Here is a 15,333-nt window from a genome sequence, read left to right as displayed (position 1 = left end):
TCTCCTTAAACTCGTTCAATTGCGATCGCCGTTCCACCGCCTGTACCATGACATAGAGCTGCCATTCCTAGTGTTTTGTCGCGTTCCTGCAAGGCATTCAATAACGTCACCACAATCCGGGCACCGGAAGCTCCAATCGGATGCCCTAACGCGATCGAACCACCATGAACATTTAATTGCTCCAGCGATATGCCTAACTGTTGTTGAAAGATCAGCGAACTGGCGGCAAAGGCCTCATTATTCTCAAACAGATCAATCGTTGAGGCGGTCATTTTTAGTTTCTCTAGCAGCTTTTGAGCCGCCCCGATCGGCATTTCAATGAAGCGCCAACTGTCTCCACTATGCCAGGAGCTACCCAATACCTTGGCAAGCGGCGTTAACCCATATTTCTCAACGGCTGACTGGCTGGCTAAGACTAAAGCAGCCGCACCATCACTAATCTGACTACTGTTCCCGGCGGTCAACACTCCGTCTGGTTTAAAGGCTGGTCTTAGTTTAGCCAGAGCTTCTAAGGTGGAGTCGGCTCGAATCCCTTCATCGGTATCAATGATCTGCGTACCTTTTTTAGTCGCAATCTCGATCGGGGTAATCTCCCGTTTGAACACCCCCTGTGCCGTTGCCGCCGCCGCCCGTTGATGGGAATGCACAGCAACTTCATCTAGATCCTTACGAGCCAGACCATAGGATTCAGCCACCCGTTCCGTTTGGTCGCCCATCCCTTCCCCAGTGGTGGCATCGGTCAAGCCATCCTGCAACAACAGATCACTTAAGGGTTCAGGGTTCCCTAAAAGCAATTTGTAGCCCCAACGTGCCCGATGCGACAGTCCGAACCCCGTCTGGGACATGGACTCCATTCCACCGGCTAATACTAAATCGGCTTCACCTGCCCCGATCGCAAGTGCTGCATTCATGACGCTCATCATGCTCGACGCACAAACCATATCAATGGCAAAGCCGTTCACAGAAGCCGGAATGTCAGCCTTGAATGCTGCTTGGCGAGGCAGTAATTGCCCATGCCCTGCCCGCAAAACATTCCCCATAATATAGAGATCTAAGGCTGAGGCTGGCACCCCTGCTTGAGCCAGCACCGCTTTCATCACATGAGCCCCCAGATCAACTGGGGAAAGCGCCGCCAGCACTCCCCCGAAACGACCTAAAGGTGTGCGCGTTCCCGATACGATATAAACATCCCGCATAAGCACCACCAAACCTCTAGCCGCAGGATATAAGGAGAATGTGAGAAACTTGTGAAGATTAACAGACAGCAATAGTTGAGTGCCAGGTGGCTCTACCGATCGCTGGTCGTTAACCGGGTGGCTGGTCAGCAAACTCTTGGATTAATCGGGCATAGGTGGCTGAGGGGCGATCGCCCAAATGATCTTCAAGCAAACGTTCGGTACCATTGGCATAGTCGATCGTAAATAAGCCAAAGCGGGGGGTAAACGATCCCCATTCATAGTTATCGGTGAGTGACCAGTGCATATAGCCAATTAACGGCACTCGATCCGCCAGTAAGCGGCGAATCTGCTGAACATGGTGTTCTAAGAACTGGCTCCGAGTTACGCCATCGGGTCGGGGAGTCGCAATTTGATTATCCGGTTCCCGCCGCAAAGCCATGCCATTCTCCGCAATCATCACCGGCAATTGCAAATCCTGAGCATAATACTGGCAATAGAAATACAAACCTTCAGGCACCATGCGCCAGTCCCAACACTTGAGCATGAAGCCACCCGTCAGTCCGGCAATCCAGCCTTTAGCTTTTAAGTTGAACTGTGACCACAGGGGCAGTCGCACATTATTGACGAAAAAGGGATCATAGTAATCGATCGCGACATAATCAATCACTGACGGGTAAGGGGAATCCTCTAACTCCTGTAAAAACCCGCTCAAGGGTTGCGGATTAATGATACGCGAACCATAGAAATTGGCAAAAATCCGTCCGAGCTTACCAAACTGAGTGGTTAAATCATGCTGTAACGGAATCCGAGCTTTCTCTAACTCTAATTCCAGTTGTCGCGCATTGTGATAGAGATAATCCCGTACCTCCGATCGCTCAATTCCCCGTTGTTTAACTGCCAGTAGATCCCATAACGCTTTATCTGACCAATACAGATCACTACTACAGGTATTGAGGGAAATCAAAGGCGTTAACCAACCCTCCGACTGATACAACGATCGCAAGCAGTTGTAAGCCCGAATATGCGCCTTCAAGAGAATATTGTAGGCTTGCAACAACGCCGTTGTTCCCTGGGCATGACCGGGGAATAAACCACTTAGATAAGTATTGGGGCCTAGAATATTTAATTCATTGATTGTCATGAGCCACCGCACTGGCGATAGCTGGTAGTGGTCAACCAACCGCCGATTAATCTGCGTCATGCTGACTCGGACATAGGTTTCAAACAAATCGATCGTTTGTTCCGATAACCAGGCATCCAACCCCAACCAGGCAGGATGGGTGAAATGATGCAACGTAACGATCGGTTCTAACCCATACTGATAACAAGCCGCAATGCGATCGGCATAGGCATCTAACGCCGCATAATCAAATTCTGGGACTTGGGTCGATCGGGGATCTGAACTTGGCTGAATCCGTGCCCATTCCAACCCCAGGCGAAACGAATTCAAGCCCATTGCCTGACACGCCCGAAAATCCTCCTCATACCGCGTCCAGAAGCCAGATGCTTCTCCCGTTGATGCAATCAATCCCTCTTGTTCATGAAGTGCCCAATTATTTTGGGGTTGTCCAGAAGCATTAAAACCACCTTCGCTTTGGTAGCCAGAGGTGGCAACACCCCAAAGAAACGGCTCATTCCAGGTCGGGGTAGCAGGATGGGAATAGGTTTGCATAGTAAGGAAGCGAGTGAATCAACACAATTAGGGCAAAGCGATCGTCGCCCCAAAGCTTAGAGCATTTCTGACTATTTTGCCCTGTTCAGCCGCTAGAGGGCACACCTGTTTGTTAGAGATTATTGGGATCAATTTACTAAATGAATCTATCTTGAGAATGACCCAAGCCTTAGCCTCCTGAACTTACGGTTGGCGATGTATCCATCTGAGCTTTAGTTTGAGCCGCAGGTAAATCAGTTAAGATCTTATTAGCAATATTAATCGCTGCCTGGGGTTTACCCAGCCCTCTCGCCTGTTGTCGCATAAAGGCTAACTGCTCAGGTCGCTCTAACAGATGCAACACCGTTGGTGGTACCATTTCGGCTAACCGTAATTGAATGCCTGCTCCGTGTGCTGCCACCATATCGGCATTCCATTCTTCTTGACCAGGGAAGGGATCAATAATAATCATCGGGGTTTCTCTCGCCAATACTTCACTGGTAATCAATCCACCCGCTTTGGTAATGACTAGATCACTTGCGGTGACTAGATCATCGACATAATCAATTAACCCCAACTTCCGCAATTGCATGTGAGTGCCATCAGTAATATCCTCTAGTCGATCTAATAAGGTTTCATTGCGTCCCGCCACAACCACCAACATACCGGGTTGTGAACTTTCTACTAATTTACTCACCATCGGTCGGACTCGCTTAGATTGCAGCCCACCACCAAATAATGTGACTACTGGCACATCAAGCGGCAAATTGTGCCGTCGCCGCACGTCTGACGACGATTTAGGTTCAGCAATCTCTAGCCGAATGGGGATACCCGTCACATGCAATAAATCGGGCTTAACACCCCGTTGAATCAAGATATCTGCACTGAGTTGGCTAGGTAGGAAATAACCATCTACCCCATAGTTAATCCAGGTACTATGGGCAATCATATCGGTGACGACCACATAGTGAGGTTTCTTCAGCTTTCCCTTCCGATCCATCAACTGCAACAATCGGCTAGGAATTTGCTGCACACAAATCACTGCATCCGGATCAGTGTCATAGACTAAATGTTCTAGATCTTTGAGAAACGGGCGTTCAATTTTAGCCAGCAGTAGATTAATTTCATTCACCGATCGCTCTAAGTCATCAATATCAATGCCTTCGTAGAGCAGGCGATAGCCCTGGGGGACTTTCTCACTTAACCCCTCATAAATGGCGGTGAGTGTTTCTCTCAATAGAGGATTAGCATGGGCTAAGGCATCCTCAATTTGCACATTGACATTAGCTGACTGGGCAAACGCTTCATAAAGGGCTTTCGCGGCACTGGCATGTCCTGCCCCTAACGAAGCATATAAAATTAAAAGATTTGTCATAGTTGTTACTCACCGCAGGTCAACTCTTGTGCCTATTATGAACTAATGCCCTGCTCATCAACCTGAAATCTCATGGCTGCCACGATCGCCTTCATTGCCCACGATGCTAGAAAAGATGATCTAGTTACCTTTGTCACTGAACGGGCAGGGTTATGGTCGCGGTATCAAATTATTGCCACTAGAGGAACTGCCGATCGCCTGCAAACTTCTACCCCGTTAAGTGTGTCACCAGTAGCCTCAGGAGCGATGGGCGGAGATGTGCAAATTGCGGCTCAGGTCGTAGCGGGTGACGTTGTTGCTGTGATTTTTCTGGTCGATCCACTCTACAGCCAACCGCATGAACCTGCCTTCCTGACTCTACAACGGGTGTGTAATCTTCATAATGTGCCGCTAGCGACGAATTTAGCGACGGCTGAAGCGATCGCGGCTCAACTGGCAAAATCTCTGGTTGCCCATTTAATCTACAACCCCGTGTCTGGGCAGGGGAATGCCGAGCAAGATCTGGCATTGATTCAGGAGTTGTTAGAACCCAACCTGCACTTACACATTCACACCACTACACCGGATATTAACCCTGAAGAATTTGTCAAAACTGCGATCGCCGATGGGGCGGATGTGATTATTGCATCTGGGGGAGATGGTACAGTCTCCACGATCGCGGGGGCATTAGTGGGCACTGGGATTCCCTTGGGCATTATTCCCCGAGGCACAGCCAATGCGTTTGCGGTTGCCTTAGGCATTCCTCGGTTCCAAACCATTCGAGCGGCTTGTCAAGCCATCTTAGCCGGACATATTCGGACTGTGGATGCGGCTCGGTGTAATGGCATCCCAATGGTGTTGTTGGCAGGGGTGGGCTATGAAGCGGAAACGGTTGACCGGGCTAGCCGAGAAATGAAAACGCAATGGGGCGCGATGGCTTACATTATGGCGGGGTGGCAATTGCTAGATGAACATACCCTGTTCGATACCACGCTGGAAACCGATGAAGGGGTATTACAGTTTCAAGCGGCGGCAATCACGATCGCGAATGCGGCTCCTCCCACTTCTGTGTTAGCGCAGGGGGGTGGAGAGGTGATTCTGGATGATGGGTTATTAGATGTGACGGTGGCAACGGCGGAAACTAAACTGCAAGCCGTGACGACGATGCTGAGTATGTTGGGAGCAGCCCTAGTGAAAAGTGGACCGCAACAACAGAATGTGATTCATGGACGAACGAAGCGAATTGTGGTTAAAACTGAGCCACCGCAGAAAGTTGTGGTGGATGGGGAAATTATTGGTACAACCCCGATCGAAGTCGAATGTATTCCGGGTGGATTAACGGTGTTTGCGCCCAATCCAGGGTAAATTAACGTTTCCGAGCAACGATTTGGAAAATATGCCAGTGCTTTTCTTCACCCAACGCGGTTTTTCCAGGGTGTTCCTCTTCCTCAAAGTGTTCTAAGGCAAAGGGAGCTAAGTACGCGTCTACCTGTTCTCGCGTCAGGTGCGTCATTGTCGGATACATCGCCCAGGAATCGCGATCGCCTACTAATTGCCCACAAAATCGCCCGCCCGATCGCAATGCCGTGACGATTTTTGTCCAAAAGGTAGGGAAGTGGTCAGGTGGACAAAACTGGAGCGAAAAACTGGCATTGATCAAATCAACATTACCCTTGGGAAAATCAGTCATCTCTTCAAACCGGATCACTTGAGTTTCCAGTTGGGTTAAATCTACATCCGTTCGGCTGCGGAGCCGCTCGATCGCTTCCGGTTGGGCATCAATCCCTAACACTCGCCAGCCTCGTTGCAGTAGTTCCACCGCATCCCGTCCATCGCCGCAGCCTAAATCGATCGCCGATCGCGGTTCTGAAGCAGGTGGTTCAGCATCAAATTGTGCCAATGCCGTGAGTAAGGTTTCGCGAGGGGGACGACCTTCGACGGCTTGATAGTAGGCAACAAAATCATGGTTAGATCGATGCCCAAACATCGGAGTTTCTGTAGCGTCTGACATAGGCTCAGCGATCGGTAACGGCTAAATTAGTAGAAAGGAGGACTCAACGTGGTCAGCGATCGAGTCCTCATCAGGTTAACTTAGAATCAAGGAGTTAATAAAGGGTAGGGGTTTGGCATTCGGTCAATCGTCCTGCCGATCAGCCAGAGATAATCTACCGAATGCTAAACCCGTACAGGGGTAATAGCTCGCTCAGAAATATCCTAAGCTGTAGCTAGTTCCGCCGTTGCTTGAGAGTCGCCATATTGTTCAAACGCCGTTTTAGCTGGTGCTTCACCCTTGCAAAACGCCAATTCGGCTTCGATTTCATTCACCGCTTCCCAAGCTGCTTGGGTGGCTTCTGCGGCTGCCCCTTGAGCGGCCAATACAGCCCGAGCTTCCGCGATCGCTTTCTGCAACGCATTCTCTAAAACCTGCACTCTGGGATTTTCCAGAAAATCAGCTTTCAGCAGAATGTCCGTCACAGAGATGATGCCAACCAGATCCCCTTGAATCACCGGAGCGCGATCGATCCCCGTTTGGGCAAACAATCGAGCCACATATTCAACCGCTAGATCGGGATTGATCACCACGCAGGGTTTCGTCATCACTTCATAGACCCGCACTTGCTTCGGATCTTTACCATAGGCAACCACTTTGCTGGCAATATCCGTGTCGGTGACAATTCCATAGGCATCATCATCCGAACGACGATCGACAATCAGGGAATGCAAGCCTTTTAGCTTCATTAAGCGAACCGCTTCCGCAACCGTTGCCGATCCTCGAACAGTCGCTACATCTTCGGTCATAATGTCGCTTGCCTTAGCCATTTGGGAATTCCTCCTCAAACTAATGAAATTAGTAATTAAGCCAGGACAAAATTTGCATGAATGGGTGACAGGGTTAGGTAGAAGTATGAGAGCAACAGGATTGGTAATGAGCGATCGAATAACTCACCGAAGATCACCTCATTCCAGTGATGAAAAAAAGTAATTAGTCATGGATATCCCCGATTGTAACGGAGTCACAGGGAGTCACCCCTGACTAACTACTCCAAGTGTCATCAACTCTCATCCAACAGCTAGAGCGACGTGGGTATAGCAATTCTTCGGACATACCCGCGAACAAGCTTGACAGCCAATACATTTGGCTTGATCAATGATGGTCATCACTTTACGTTCAATTTCTTCGTCGTCTTCATCCTCGACGAATTCCCCATCTTCATTCAAAGCGCGTAAGTGCAAAACATCCCGACCGCACACCTTAAAACATCTGCCACAACCAATACACTTGGTTTGATCGATTTTAGATACAAACTGCGGTATCCACTCTAATTTGCCAAACGTTAAACCAGTCAGTGTTGCCATAGTGTTCTCCAATCCTGTTGTTAACAAAGTGTCGGCTAAATCACAGCCGTCGTTGTCCTGGTACGAGTCCGACTGACCTGTGTACTGCTAACTCGCACATAGACGGCGTTTATCACAGTCTCGCTCAATGTAAAGCGGTTGCCCCCAATTCGCACCACGAACCGAGGAAAGCGCTGTTCAACCGTAATCGAAGTTCCCGGAGCAATGCCGATCGCCCGCAGTTTTTGAGCCGCCACATCATTCATCACATTTAACCGAGTCACGACACCCCGTTCTCCCGGTTTCAGCAATCGCAGTGAGGAGCCAGCTACCGTAAATGTTTGATTGAACATCGGACGATCGACCTCCATGAGTAATTGATTGAAGTGCAGTAGAGACACTATACGCAATATCTCTACAACCAATTGTTCAGGGCTAGGACTTAAACCAGATAAGCTTCCTGATGTGTCCGAATCGTGCAATCTGATTTAGGGTAGGTGACACAAAGTAAGGCAAATCCTTTCGCCACTTGCTCATCATCCAGAAAGGTTTGATCGGATTGATCAATTTCCCCTTCCATCACCTTACCAACGCAACTGGAACAAGCCCCCGAATGGCAGGAAAACGGTAGATCAATGCCCGCATCTTCGGCGGCTTCTAAGATCGTTGTATCTTCATCGATCGCCAGGGTGGTATCGAGATTGTATTTTTTGCTGATCAAACGTACATTGTAAGTTGCCATTGTTGTTACCTCAGAGAGAGTAGTAGTTACTTTTCGGGTCAAGTGAAGGCGGGGTTAGCTACAGGGTACAGCCGTCGGCGTACAATCCCCTGCCTGGAAGGACTTGCCACAACCACAGGTATCAGTAGCATTGGGGTTGCTAAATTTGAAGCCACTTTCTAACATGCTGTCTACAAAGTCCACCACAACTCCTTCCAGGAGAGCCGCACTTTGAGGATCAATAAAAATTCGGACTTTACCCTGCTGCTGAATCACATCATCTGGCTTCGGTTGACTCGCAACATCCAGGGTGTACTGATAGCCATTACATCCCCCATCACTCACACCTAAACGAATTCCTTTCTCAGTCTCACTCGGATTAGAGCCTTGGAGGAAGCTCCGGAGTCGGAATTCAGCTTTTTCAGTTAAGAAGACAGTCATTGAACCTCCTGAAGGTTATTTAGGTTAAAGATCAATGGGGATGGGAATTTGCCCTTTTTACTTGAAGGATTTACTGCGCACACACAGGTTGAACCTGACTTCGTTTGCATCCTTTTAGCCCCCTAAATCCCCCACCTTTGGGGGACTTTGAATAGTTTGGCTCCCCTTAGCTCAATCAGTAACATTTAGATCGAGCCTACGATCGCACATCAGCAAAAGAGTAAATAACGATCGCTGGTTGCCGCGTGATCTAGCCCAGTGGCGTAATGGTGTTCCTGACGATGGGTTAACTCCCTGGTAAATCCCTGCCGGGAGAAGGTACGCCAGGGGGCATGTTTGCCACAGACAGGACAGTTTGGATCACGGTAGGCATGGCGTTTGGCAAACTCTAACCGTCCTAAATCCATTGTTAACAGTTGAGACAGTAAGGGGCGATCGAGTCCAGTAATTAGCTTGATCGCCTCTAACGCCGTTAAACAGGCTAATGTGCCAGAAACGGCTCCCAATACGCCAAAGCCGCGCCGATCCCAATCTGGTTTTTCGGGAAATAGACAGGATAAACAGCCCGTTTGTCCGGGAACGATCGTGGTCAGATAGGCTTGCATGCCATCCATCGCCGCCTCGATCATTGGTTTACGCCACCGGACACAGGCATCATTAAGTAGATTCCGCTCTGTGAAGTTGTGGGCACAATCCAATGCTAAGTCAGCCGATGCCATTAACGAGTCCACATTTTCCGGCGTGACATAATCAAATACCGCTTCGATTTGTACATCCGGATTAATGGCGGTCAGGGTTTCCTTCGCTTTAAACACGCGGGGGTGCCCGACCCAATCATCCGTCATCAGCACCTGACGGTTCATGTCATCCAATCGCAGATCCCCTCCCCGCACCAGAATCAATCGTCCAATGCCAGCGACTGCCAGGTAAAGTGCAGCCGTTCCACCTAACCCGCCTACTCCTGTCACCACAGCAGTCACAGATTTTAAGCGGCGCTGAGCCTCTTCTCCAAAGCCCGGCAGCATGATTTGACGGCGGTAGCGTTCTAATTCGATCGGACTCAGGTCTATCACGGTCATTCCCTCGCATTCAACCAATCGCTGTTATTCAGCTTGAATATCAGTCAGTAGCACAACGTTTTTGGGCTTTTCATTGAAGACTTTGAATAGCTTCGTTTGTAGGGGGCTAGTGGTGAGAAACACGTTATAAGCCTGCACTAACGCTTCCTGATAACGGTTCAGCAGTTCAACCTCAGTCCGATCTGCGGTACCCTCTGCATCAATGTCAGCCATCAGTTGCGAAAACTTCTTGAGAATGTGCAGACGATTCACATTCACGACTTTGGGATCGTATTCGAGCTGAAAGAACTCAAAATACGCTTCGGCATCAGTGATAGCTTTGAATTCCTTCAGAGTCGTCATGGTGCTTGCTCCTGGGCTTTCAGTTGTTTCTTCAAGTTATCCAACTGGTGGAAAATGTCGTAGGTTTGCTGAGCCAACTCCATTAATTGCTCATAGTTAGTCGGCAAACCTTCTGCCAAATCATGCAAATCCATTTTGATTTGACCAGCTTTACTATTGAGGCGCTTGATTTGAGTTTTCAATTCCTCAATGCTGGCGATCGTGTCTTGAGCCATAAAGTTCCTGAGAGAGTAGTCTGGCAAATTAGTCCTAAAATTCCTAAACTTTGAAGGTATTTAGCTCTCCAGAATTGAGGATAGTGGGTAATTTGGAGCCTGATTTTGTGGGAATTAAGTCCTTTACACTCGCCCCCTAAATCCCCCAACTCTGGGGGAATTTGAAAGTTCTAATTCCCCCCAGAATTGGGGGGCTAGGGGGGCAGTTTGGGTAGCTATTTGGGCGGTCTAACCTTCCATTAAGCTTTTGCCGCGTCTGGAAACCGCCGAATATATTCGATGCCACTTTGGGTCATCTTTTCTCCTTCGGCAGCCAGTTTTTCTAGCGAATCAAACCCAAATCGTTGCGCATCCCGTAACGTTCTGGCAACCACCAACAACCGCCCCGAAAAGACTAACGCCCAACCAAATCCTTCATGACTCAGATCAATCACGACTTGAGACAGTTGACCCGTTTCTGCTTCTACACAGGTCGCGATCGCCCGATAGAATGCCATAATCCGCCCTTTCGTGATCGGATCAACCTCACCATCGACGGAGATCGCTCGTTTTTGAGCTTTCGTCACTACATACGGTTTAAGCAGCAATTCATCCGACCAGGAGCGAAACGTCCCATAGGGATCATTGACCCGGATCTGCTGCACGATCGCTTTTAGAAAGGGAGAATCCAGAATTTCAGTTGAGGTAGTTTCCGGTGCGGTTGTACTCATACAGTTACTTCTTCCTCTGTTTCAAGTTGATCAAAATTAGCGGTGCTTTGTTGTAATGCTTTGCGTAACCAGGGTGGGGGGCTGCCATTCAATGTTTGAACCAATCGATCCAAAACATCAGTAATTTCGTCTTCCTCTGATCGCGCCTTCACAGGAGTAATCTTCTGCTTAATTAAGCGAGCCGCTGCACTCCCACCGATCGCCGAGACATAGACGATCGTACAGTCATGGAGCGCTGCAATTTTGGGCAGTAGCTTATCCTCATTACCATCCTCTTTCAAATCACCCTCAAAGGTGAGGGTTTCGAGGAATTGATGTCCAGTTTGAGATACCTCGTAAACATCAATCTTTTTTGCCCAACCAAAATGAGCATTGATATGAACGCGATCGTTCGTTGTAAACGCAATTTTCATCCTGTCCTCCTCATGGGTAGCGACATTAGTAGCGAGTTAATGGGTGGCGTTTCTTTCTTCCTGTTCCAAAAATAGATTGCCGATATCAAACAACATCCGCATCGTGCCGCGATAGCCAACCTTGGTAAATAACCCATTGCCCAGGCGATCGAAAATCGGCAGTCCCATCCGATAAAGCGGAATGTAGAGTTGGCGGGAGACGGTCGCAGCATTTGAGTTAGCAATCAGCAGATCCGCCCCGATCGCCAGTTCCGCCAAATCTTCCAGATCCCCCAATGTGACTGAGGGAATAGGCAACTTTTCTAACAACGGCGACTTTGTGGTGGTGACGGCAGCTTGAACTTCGGCTCCCATCGATTGCAGAAACGTGACAACGGAGGCTAGCAGATCGGGTTCTAGGGCTAACGCAACTCGCTTCCGTCCAAAGAAAAAGTGGGTATCCAGCATGGCATCCTGAAGCTGGCAGCGTTGATGGCGATAGGACTCCGGCACTGGCATCTCACTCAGGCTTGCCAATAGTTGCATCAAGCTATCCACTGCACTTAATCCTGTTACCTGATTCATCACGGTGTAAGGGGTGCCAAAGCGCTCCTGAAGAATTGCCGCCGCATTCCGCATACTTTCCCCCAACGCCAGGGTAAAGCGCGATCGCCCGACATCACACAGTTGAGTATAGGTTGTGCCACCTGTTGTCACCGCACTATAGGACTCTGACAGATGCCCATCTAACGACGTTGAGTGATCTGGAACCACGATCGGCTCCAAGCCAAACGCTTTGACCATCTCTTTAATTTCTTCCGTATCACCTGGAGTAAAGGCTGATCCGATTAACACCGTGATTTGTTCTGGTTTAACTTGCTCCGATCGCGGTACCGTCTTCACCATACTTTCAACGGCGGCGGCATAACCATCCTGCAAGGCTCCTCGGAAATCAGGCGTGGAGGCAAAGATAATCGGTAGCCCATCTAACTGGGGATTGCGTTTACGGATGGTGCGGAGAATGCCTTCCATATCATCGCCGCGTGTTTCGGTTAGTCCAGTGGTACACAAGCCAATCATTTCCGGTTTGGACTTTTCCACTAACGTCAGAATTGCCTGTTCCACATTGTCCTCACCACCCAAAATGGTCGTGACTTCCGTCATTGCCGTGGTGGACAGGGGAATCGCTTCCCGAAAGTGACGCACTAACATGACTTTAGCAAAGGCAGTACACCCTTGAGAGCCATGAAATAATGGCATTAAGCCCTTGAGTCCCAGGAAGGCTAACGCGGCTCCCAACGGCTGACTTTGCTTGAGGGGATTCACTGCAACTGCTTTTTTCGGACTGACGATCGTCGCCATTACAGCACCTCCGCTAAAGGTTGTTCTGATTGTTCCCACGGAGCCGGTTGCCGCACCTGTGCCCAAACCGGGCTGTATAACGCCTCTTCCAACTCTTTCGCCATCTCAATCATGCCGACATACCCTGCGTAGGGATGATGGCGTTCCTGGTTAATGTCGAGGAACGGGATGCGAGCTTTTAGAGCGGTGTACTGGTTTCGTCCTCCCGCAATCAACATATCGGCTTTGGTTTGCTCAATCACCCGCAATAGTTCCTGAGCATTACCTTTTTCCATCATGATGCCATCGGCTCCCAGCAACTCCCGAATTCGGGCTTTGTCTTCCTCGGTGCTTTTCTTGGTACTGGTCGCCACCACTTCCATCCCCAGATCCTTCGCAGCAGAAATGATCGACCAGCTTTTCACCCCACCCGTGTAAAGTACAACTCGTTTGCCCTTTAATCTGGCGCGATAGGGAGCTAAGGCGCGATCGAGATTAGCGGTTTCTTCACCGATCAATTGTTCGACTCGGGCTTGCAGATCGGAATCACCGAGTTTGGCGGCAATATTGCGGAGACAGCGATTCATATCCTCTACGCCATAAAACGATTCTTCCACGTAGGGAATGCCGTAGCGCTCCTCCATCTTCCTTGCCATATTGATCAGCGCTTTCGAGCAGATCATCACATTCAGCTTAGCCCGATGAGCAGTGCAAACTTCCTGATACTTAGCATCTCCAGTGATCTTCGCTAACACCCGGATGCCCAATTTTTCAAATAGAGGTAATACCCCCCACAATTCACCTGCAATATTGTATTCACCAATTAAGTTAATGTCGTAAGGCGTAGTAACTTCCGGTTCAGCACTACCAATGACATACTCCAGTAAACTTTCACCACCAACTCGATTGCCTAAGTTTTTGCTGCCAATAAATCCAGGGGAGTTTACGGGAACAACTGGAATACCAACTTTTTCCGCCGCTTTCTGACAAACTGCATCCAGGTCATCCCCGATTAATGCCGTAACACAGGTGGAGTAAACAAATACAGCCGCCGGTTGGTAGCGTTCTTGAAGTTCTAGAATCGCCTTGTATAAGCGTTTTTCAGCTCCAAAGATAATATCATTTTCATTTAGATCGGTGGTGAAGCCCAGCTTATAGAGTTTGGCATCGGAGGATAGGCTACCTCGGCTGCCCCAGGAATTGCCAGCACAGGCGATCGGTCCATGCACTAAATGCGCCACATCCGTAATTGGGACTAACGCAATCATCGCGCCATCAAAAGCACAGCCACCTTGAGCGGCTCCGGGTTGTGCCTGTTGAGTACAGGATTTATTCTTGCCTTTAGCGTCCTTATTGTGGTTGTGTTCGCAGGCTGACTCATTTAAGAGTTCGTTAATCTTACCTTGAGTAATTTTCATGGTTGAGCGCTTTGAGTGATGAGTTTCGAGCAAACAGATGGCAACAGACCGTTGGGGTGAATTCCGCTGAGTGATGAGAGAATCAAAATTCTGGCTCAAAACTCTAAACTGACAACTCAAAAAACAAATTCAGACTCACAAACTTGAACCTATTGAAAGGTAGATTAATCAACTGACATGACTAGAGACTTGAATCATAACTGAGAAATGTCATTCACTCAATCTAAACACTCTCGATTGTTCCTATTTTACCAGTTCACTCGTTTAGCAAATGTATCTAGTGATATCTTCACAACAAACATCAGTCAGATAGCTTAAGGCACGAAACCGTAAATAGACCAGCTCGTTGTAGAGGGGATTCAGTTTACACATGGGTGGAATATGCCACGCCCAGATCCATAACTGAAGATCTCGCTCAAACGGACACTCACAAGGAATCACTCGGCAAATCAAGTGAGCCAGTTGACGATCGCGAATCTCTATCCGATCCAGCCACTGGCGTAACGGTTGGAGTGGGTCAACCTTCGGCAGTCCTTTCAGGATAGACAATCGAGTCTGGGTAGCTGAATGAATGATAGTAGTCATAGGAATTGCAATTAATCAGTAGGGGGGAATAGAAGTAATTGATCGACCAGAAGTAGGAAAGGGATGAAAAACAAGTGGATAGGCATCTCATCCCTGGGGTTAGCTCGAAAGCGATACATCCTACCGCGACTCTTTCGGTGGTTTTTTGGCATCCTCTACCATTTGATTCAGTAGGTAATCATGTACCAAGGTGTAGAGAAAGATAATGCCGATTCCAGTCAGTATTGGTTCGATCATATTGACCTCTTAGGGCTGCGGGTGAGTAACCGTCGGGATTACAGAGATGAGGCTACCAAAGACTGTTTGCGATCGAGCATTGATTTAACTTTGCCAACAACGCTCTAACCAATCGACTAATTCCTGGCGGGGACAGACAAACTGTTTCATGGTTGTGTGTAACAAGACGGCTGCCAAACAAGTATTCACCTCAACTTGTAAAGAACCGTCGGCTAGACACTGACAGGGAATCATCAGTTCTTGCAAACGCTGATGGACGCACCAGCGATCGATACGAGAAACTTGAATTGTTTGGGGTGCGGGTGGCTCGAAAAGCATAGCTGTCACCTTACT

At 48.8% G+C, this 15,333-nt stretch carries 19 protein-coding genes; 1 reads left to right on the top strand and 18 read right to left on the bottom strand.

The genetic code is table 11. From position 1 onward, the window contains the following. Positions 1 to 5: 5 nt before the first annotated feature. The 3 genes from ACN4EK_RS06950 to ACN4EK_RS06940 all read right to left on the bottom strand — a co-directional run bounded on the left by ACN4EK_RS06950 (position 6) and on the right by ACN4EK_RS06940 (position 4,204). Complete coding sequence (locus tag ACN4EK_RS06950; RefSeq protein ID WP_431656988.1) at positions 6 to 1,328, bottom strand: thiolase family protein; 1,323 nt, start codon at positions 1,326 to 1,328, stop codon at positions 6 to 8. After that, a complete protein-coding gene (locus ACN4EK_RS06945) occupies positions 1,306 to 2,850 on the bottom strand; it encodes a glycoside hydrolase family 1 protein (protein ID WP_431656986.1) in 1,545 nt (514 codons plus the stop codon). The genes ACN4EK_RS06950 and ACN4EK_RS06945 overlap by 23 nt, the downstream gene beginning before the upstream one ends. A gap of 169 nt (positions 2,851 to 3,019) precedes the next feature. After that, positions 3,020 to 4,204 (bottom strand): MGDG synthase family glycosyltransferase, encoded by a 1,185-nt coding sequence (locus ACN4EK_RS06940; protein WP_431656984.1) that lies wholly within the window; start codon positions 4,202 to 4,204, stop codon positions 3,020 to 3,022. Positions 4,205 to 4,276: 72 nt separating this feature from the next. On the opposite strand from ACN4EK_RS06940, the gene ACN4EK_RS06935 reads away from it, so the two are divergent. Beyond that, entirely contained in the window at positions 4,277 to 5,548 is a 1,272-nt protein-coding gene (locus tag ACN4EK_RS06935; protein ID WP_431656982.1) for a methylglyoxal synthase, read from the top strand. Position 5,549: 1 nt separating this feature from the next. On the opposite strand, the gene ACN4EK_RS06930 is transcribed toward ACN4EK_RS06935, so the two are convergent. The 15 genes from ACN4EK_RS06930 to ACN4EK_RS06860 form a co-directional block, all read right to left on the bottom strand. After that, positions 5,550 to 6,194, bottom strand: a complete 645-nt coding sequence (locus ACN4EK_RS06930) for a class I SAM-dependent methyltransferase (protein WP_431656980.1) — start codon at positions 6,192 to 6,194, stop codon at positions 5,550 to 5,552. Between the two features lie 203 nt (positions 6,195 to 6,397). Further along, entirely contained in the window at positions 6,398 to 7,003 is a 606-nt protein-coding gene (locus ACN4EK_RS06925; RefSeq protein ID WP_431656978.1) for a CBS domain-containing protein, read from the bottom strand. 240 nt (positions 7,004 to 7,243) lie between these two features. Then, complete coding sequence (fdxB, locus tag ACN4EK_RS06920; RefSeq protein WP_431656976.1) at positions 7,244 to 7,540, bottom strand: ferredoxin III, nif-specific; 297 nt, start codon at positions 7,538 to 7,540, stop codon at positions 7,244 to 7,246. A 35-nt stretch (positions 7,541 to 7,575) separates the two neighbouring features. Continuing rightward, positions 7,576 to 7,920, bottom strand: coding sequence for a FeoA family protein (locus tag ACN4EK_RS06915; protein ID WP_431657170.1), 345 nt, complete (start codon positions 7,918 to 7,920; stop codon positions 7,576 to 7,578). Positions 7,921 to 7,961: 41 nt separating this feature from the next. Continuing rightward, on the bottom strand, positions 7,962 to 8,261 hold the full coding sequence (gene fdxH / locus ACN4EK_RS06910; RefSeq protein ID WP_431656974.1) for a ferredoxin FdxH: 300 nt from the start codon (positions 8,259 to 8,261) through the stop codon (positions 7,962 to 7,964). Between the two features lie 54 nt (positions 8,262 to 8,315). Further along, positions 8,316 to 8,681 carry an iron-sulfur cluster assembly accessory protein gene (locus ACN4EK_RS06905; RefSeq protein ID WP_431656972.1) on the bottom strand — a complete coding sequence of 122 codons (366 nt, stop codon included), beginning with the start codon at positions 8,679 to 8,681 and terminating at the stop codon, positions 8,316 to 8,318. A gap of 209 nt (positions 8,682 to 8,890) precedes the next feature. Further along, a complete protein-coding gene (locus ACN4EK_RS06900; protein WP_431656970.1) occupies positions 8,891 to 9,760 on the bottom strand; it encodes a HesA/MoeB/ThiF family protein in 870 nt (289 codons plus the stop codon). 24 nt (positions 9,761 to 9,784) lie between these two features. After that, on the bottom strand, positions 9,785 to 10,102 hold the full coding sequence (nifW, locus tag ACN4EK_RS06895) for a nitrogenase-stabilizing/protective protein NifW (RefSeq protein WP_431656968.1): 318 nt from the start codon (positions 10,100 to 10,102) through the stop codon (positions 9,785 to 9,787). After that, a complete protein-coding gene (locus ACN4EK_RS06890; protein ID WP_431656966.1) occupies positions 10,099 to 10,317 on the bottom strand; it encodes a CCE_0567 family metalloprotein in 219 nt (72 codons plus the stop codon). The genes nifW and ACN4EK_RS06890 overlap by 4 nt, the downstream gene beginning before the upstream one ends. A gap of 239 nt (positions 10,318 to 10,556) precedes the next feature. Further along, positions 10,557 to 11,027 (bottom strand): NifX-associated nitrogen fixation protein, encoded by a 471-nt coding sequence (locus tag ACN4EK_RS06885; protein WP_431656964.1) that lies wholly within the window; start codon positions 11,025 to 11,027, stop codon positions 10,557 to 10,559. Further along, positions 11,024 to 11,440, bottom strand: coding sequence for a nitrogen fixation protein NifX (gene nifX / locus ACN4EK_RS06880; protein WP_431656962.1), 417 nt, complete (start codon positions 11,438 to 11,440; stop codon positions 11,024 to 11,026). Before nifX ends, ACN4EK_RS06885 begins: the two co-directional genes overlap by 4 nt. 36 nt (positions 11,441 to 11,476) lie before the next feature. After that, complete coding sequence (nifN, locus tag ACN4EK_RS06875; RefSeq protein WP_431656960.1) at positions 11,477 to 12,781, bottom strand: nitrogenase iron-molybdenum cofactor biosynthesis protein NifN; 1,305 nt, start codon at positions 12,779 to 12,781, stop codon at positions 11,477 to 11,479. After that, a complete protein-coding gene (gene nifE / locus ACN4EK_RS06870; protein ID WP_431656958.1) occupies positions 12,781 to 14,178 on the bottom strand; it encodes a nitrogenase iron-molybdenum cofactor biosynthesis protein NifE in 1,398 nt (465 codons plus the stop codon). The genes nifN and nifE overlap by 1 nt, the downstream gene beginning before the upstream one ends. A 264-nt stretch (positions 14,179 to 14,442) precedes the next feature. Next, the gene (locus ACN4EK_RS06865; protein WP_431656956.1) at positions 14,443 to 14,763 is read right to left on the bottom strand and encodes a Mo-dependent nitrogenase C-terminal domain-containing protein; all 321 of its coding nucleotides are present in this window, start codon (positions 14,761 to 14,763) and stop codon (positions 14,443 to 14,445) included. Between the two features lie 321 nt (positions 14,764 to 15,084). Then, the gene (locus tag ACN4EK_RS06860) at positions 15,085 to 15,318 is read right to left on the bottom strand and encodes an Asr1405/Asl0597 family protein (RefSeq protein ID WP_431656954.1); all 234 of its coding nucleotides are present in this window, start codon (positions 15,316 to 15,318) and stop codon (positions 15,085 to 15,087) included. Positions 15,319 to 15,333 lie beyond the last annotated feature (15 nt).

It is taken from the genome of Pantanalinema rosaneae CENA516 (genome assembly GCF_050753385.1).
Taxonomy (GTDB): Bacteria; Cyanobacteriota; Cyanobacteriia; order Leptolyngbyales; family Leptolyngbyaceae; genus Pantanalinema; species Pantanalinema rosaneae.
The sequence above is the reverse complement of the archived record's forward strand: the minus strand, read 5'-3'. Positions and strand labels throughout refer to the sequence as shown.

Excerpts from the sequence above, each read along its gene's own strand:
- ACN4EK_RS06945 (WP_431656986.1), bottom strand. The coding sequence starts at position 2,850 with ATGCAAACCTATTCCCATCCTGCTACCCCGACCTGGAATGAGCCGTTT.
- ACN4EK_RS06940 (WP_431656984.1), bottom strand. The coding sequence starts at position 4,204 with ATGACAAATCTTTTAATTTTATATGCTTCGTTAGGGGCAGGACATGCC.
- ACN4EK_RS06935 (WP_431656982.1), top strand. The coding sequence starts at position 4,277 with ATGGCTGCCACGATCGCCTTCATTGCCCACGATGCTAGAAAAGATGAT.
- ACN4EK_RS06930 (WP_431656980.1), bottom strand. The coding sequence starts at position 6,194 with ATGTCAGACGCTACAGAAACTCCGATGTTTGGGCATCGATCTAACCAT.
- ACN4EK_RS06925 (WP_431656978.1), bottom strand. The coding sequence starts at position 7,003 with ATGGCTAAGGCAAGCGACATTATGACCGAAGATGTAGCGACTGTTCGA.
- fdxB (WP_431656976.1), bottom strand. The coding sequence starts at position 7,540 with ATGGCAACACTGACTGGTTTAACGTTTGGCAAATTAGAGTGGATACCG.
- fdxH (WP_431656974.1), bottom strand. The coding sequence starts at position 8,261 with ATGGCAACTTACAATGTACGTTTGATCAGCAAAAAATACAATCTCGAT.
- ACN4EK_RS06905 (WP_431656972.1), bottom strand. The coding sequence starts at position 8,681 with ATGACTGTCTTCTTAACTGAAAAAGCTGAATTCCGACTCCGGAGCTTC.
- ACN4EK_RS06900 (WP_431656970.1), bottom strand. The coding sequence starts at position 9,760 with ATGACCGTGATAGACCTGAGTCCGATCGAATTAGAACGCTACCGCCGT.
- nifW (WP_431656968.1), bottom strand. The coding sequence starts at position 10,102 with ATGACGACTCTGAAGGAATTCAAAGCTATCACTGATGCCGAAGCGTAT.
- ACN4EK_RS06890 (WP_431656966.1), bottom strand. The coding sequence starts at position 10,317 with ATGGCTCAAGACACGATCGCCAGCATTGAGGAATTGAAAACTCAAATC.
- ACN4EK_RS06885 (WP_431656964.1), bottom strand. The coding sequence starts at position 11,027 with ATGAGTACAACCGCACCGGAAACTACCTCAACTGAAATTCTGGATTCT.
- nifX (WP_431656962.1), bottom strand. The coding sequence starts at position 11,440 with ATGAAAATTGCGTTTACAACGAACGATCGCGTTCATATCAATGCTCAT.
- nifN (WP_431656960.1), bottom strand. The coding sequence starts at position 12,781 with ATGGCGACGATCGTCAGTCCGAAAAAAGCAGTTGCAGTGAATCCCCTC.
- nifE (WP_431656958.1), bottom strand. The coding sequence starts at position 14,178 with ATGAAAATTACTCAAGGTAAGATTAACGAACTCTTAAATGAGTCAGCC.
- ACN4EK_RS06865 (WP_431656956.1), bottom strand. The coding sequence starts at position 14,763 with ATGACTACTATCATTCATTCAGCTACCCAGACTCGATTGTCTATCCTG.
- ACN4EK_RS06860 (WP_431656954.1), bottom strand. The coding sequence starts at position 15,318 with ATGCTTTTCGAGCCACCCGCACCCCAAACAATTCAAGTTTCTCGTATC.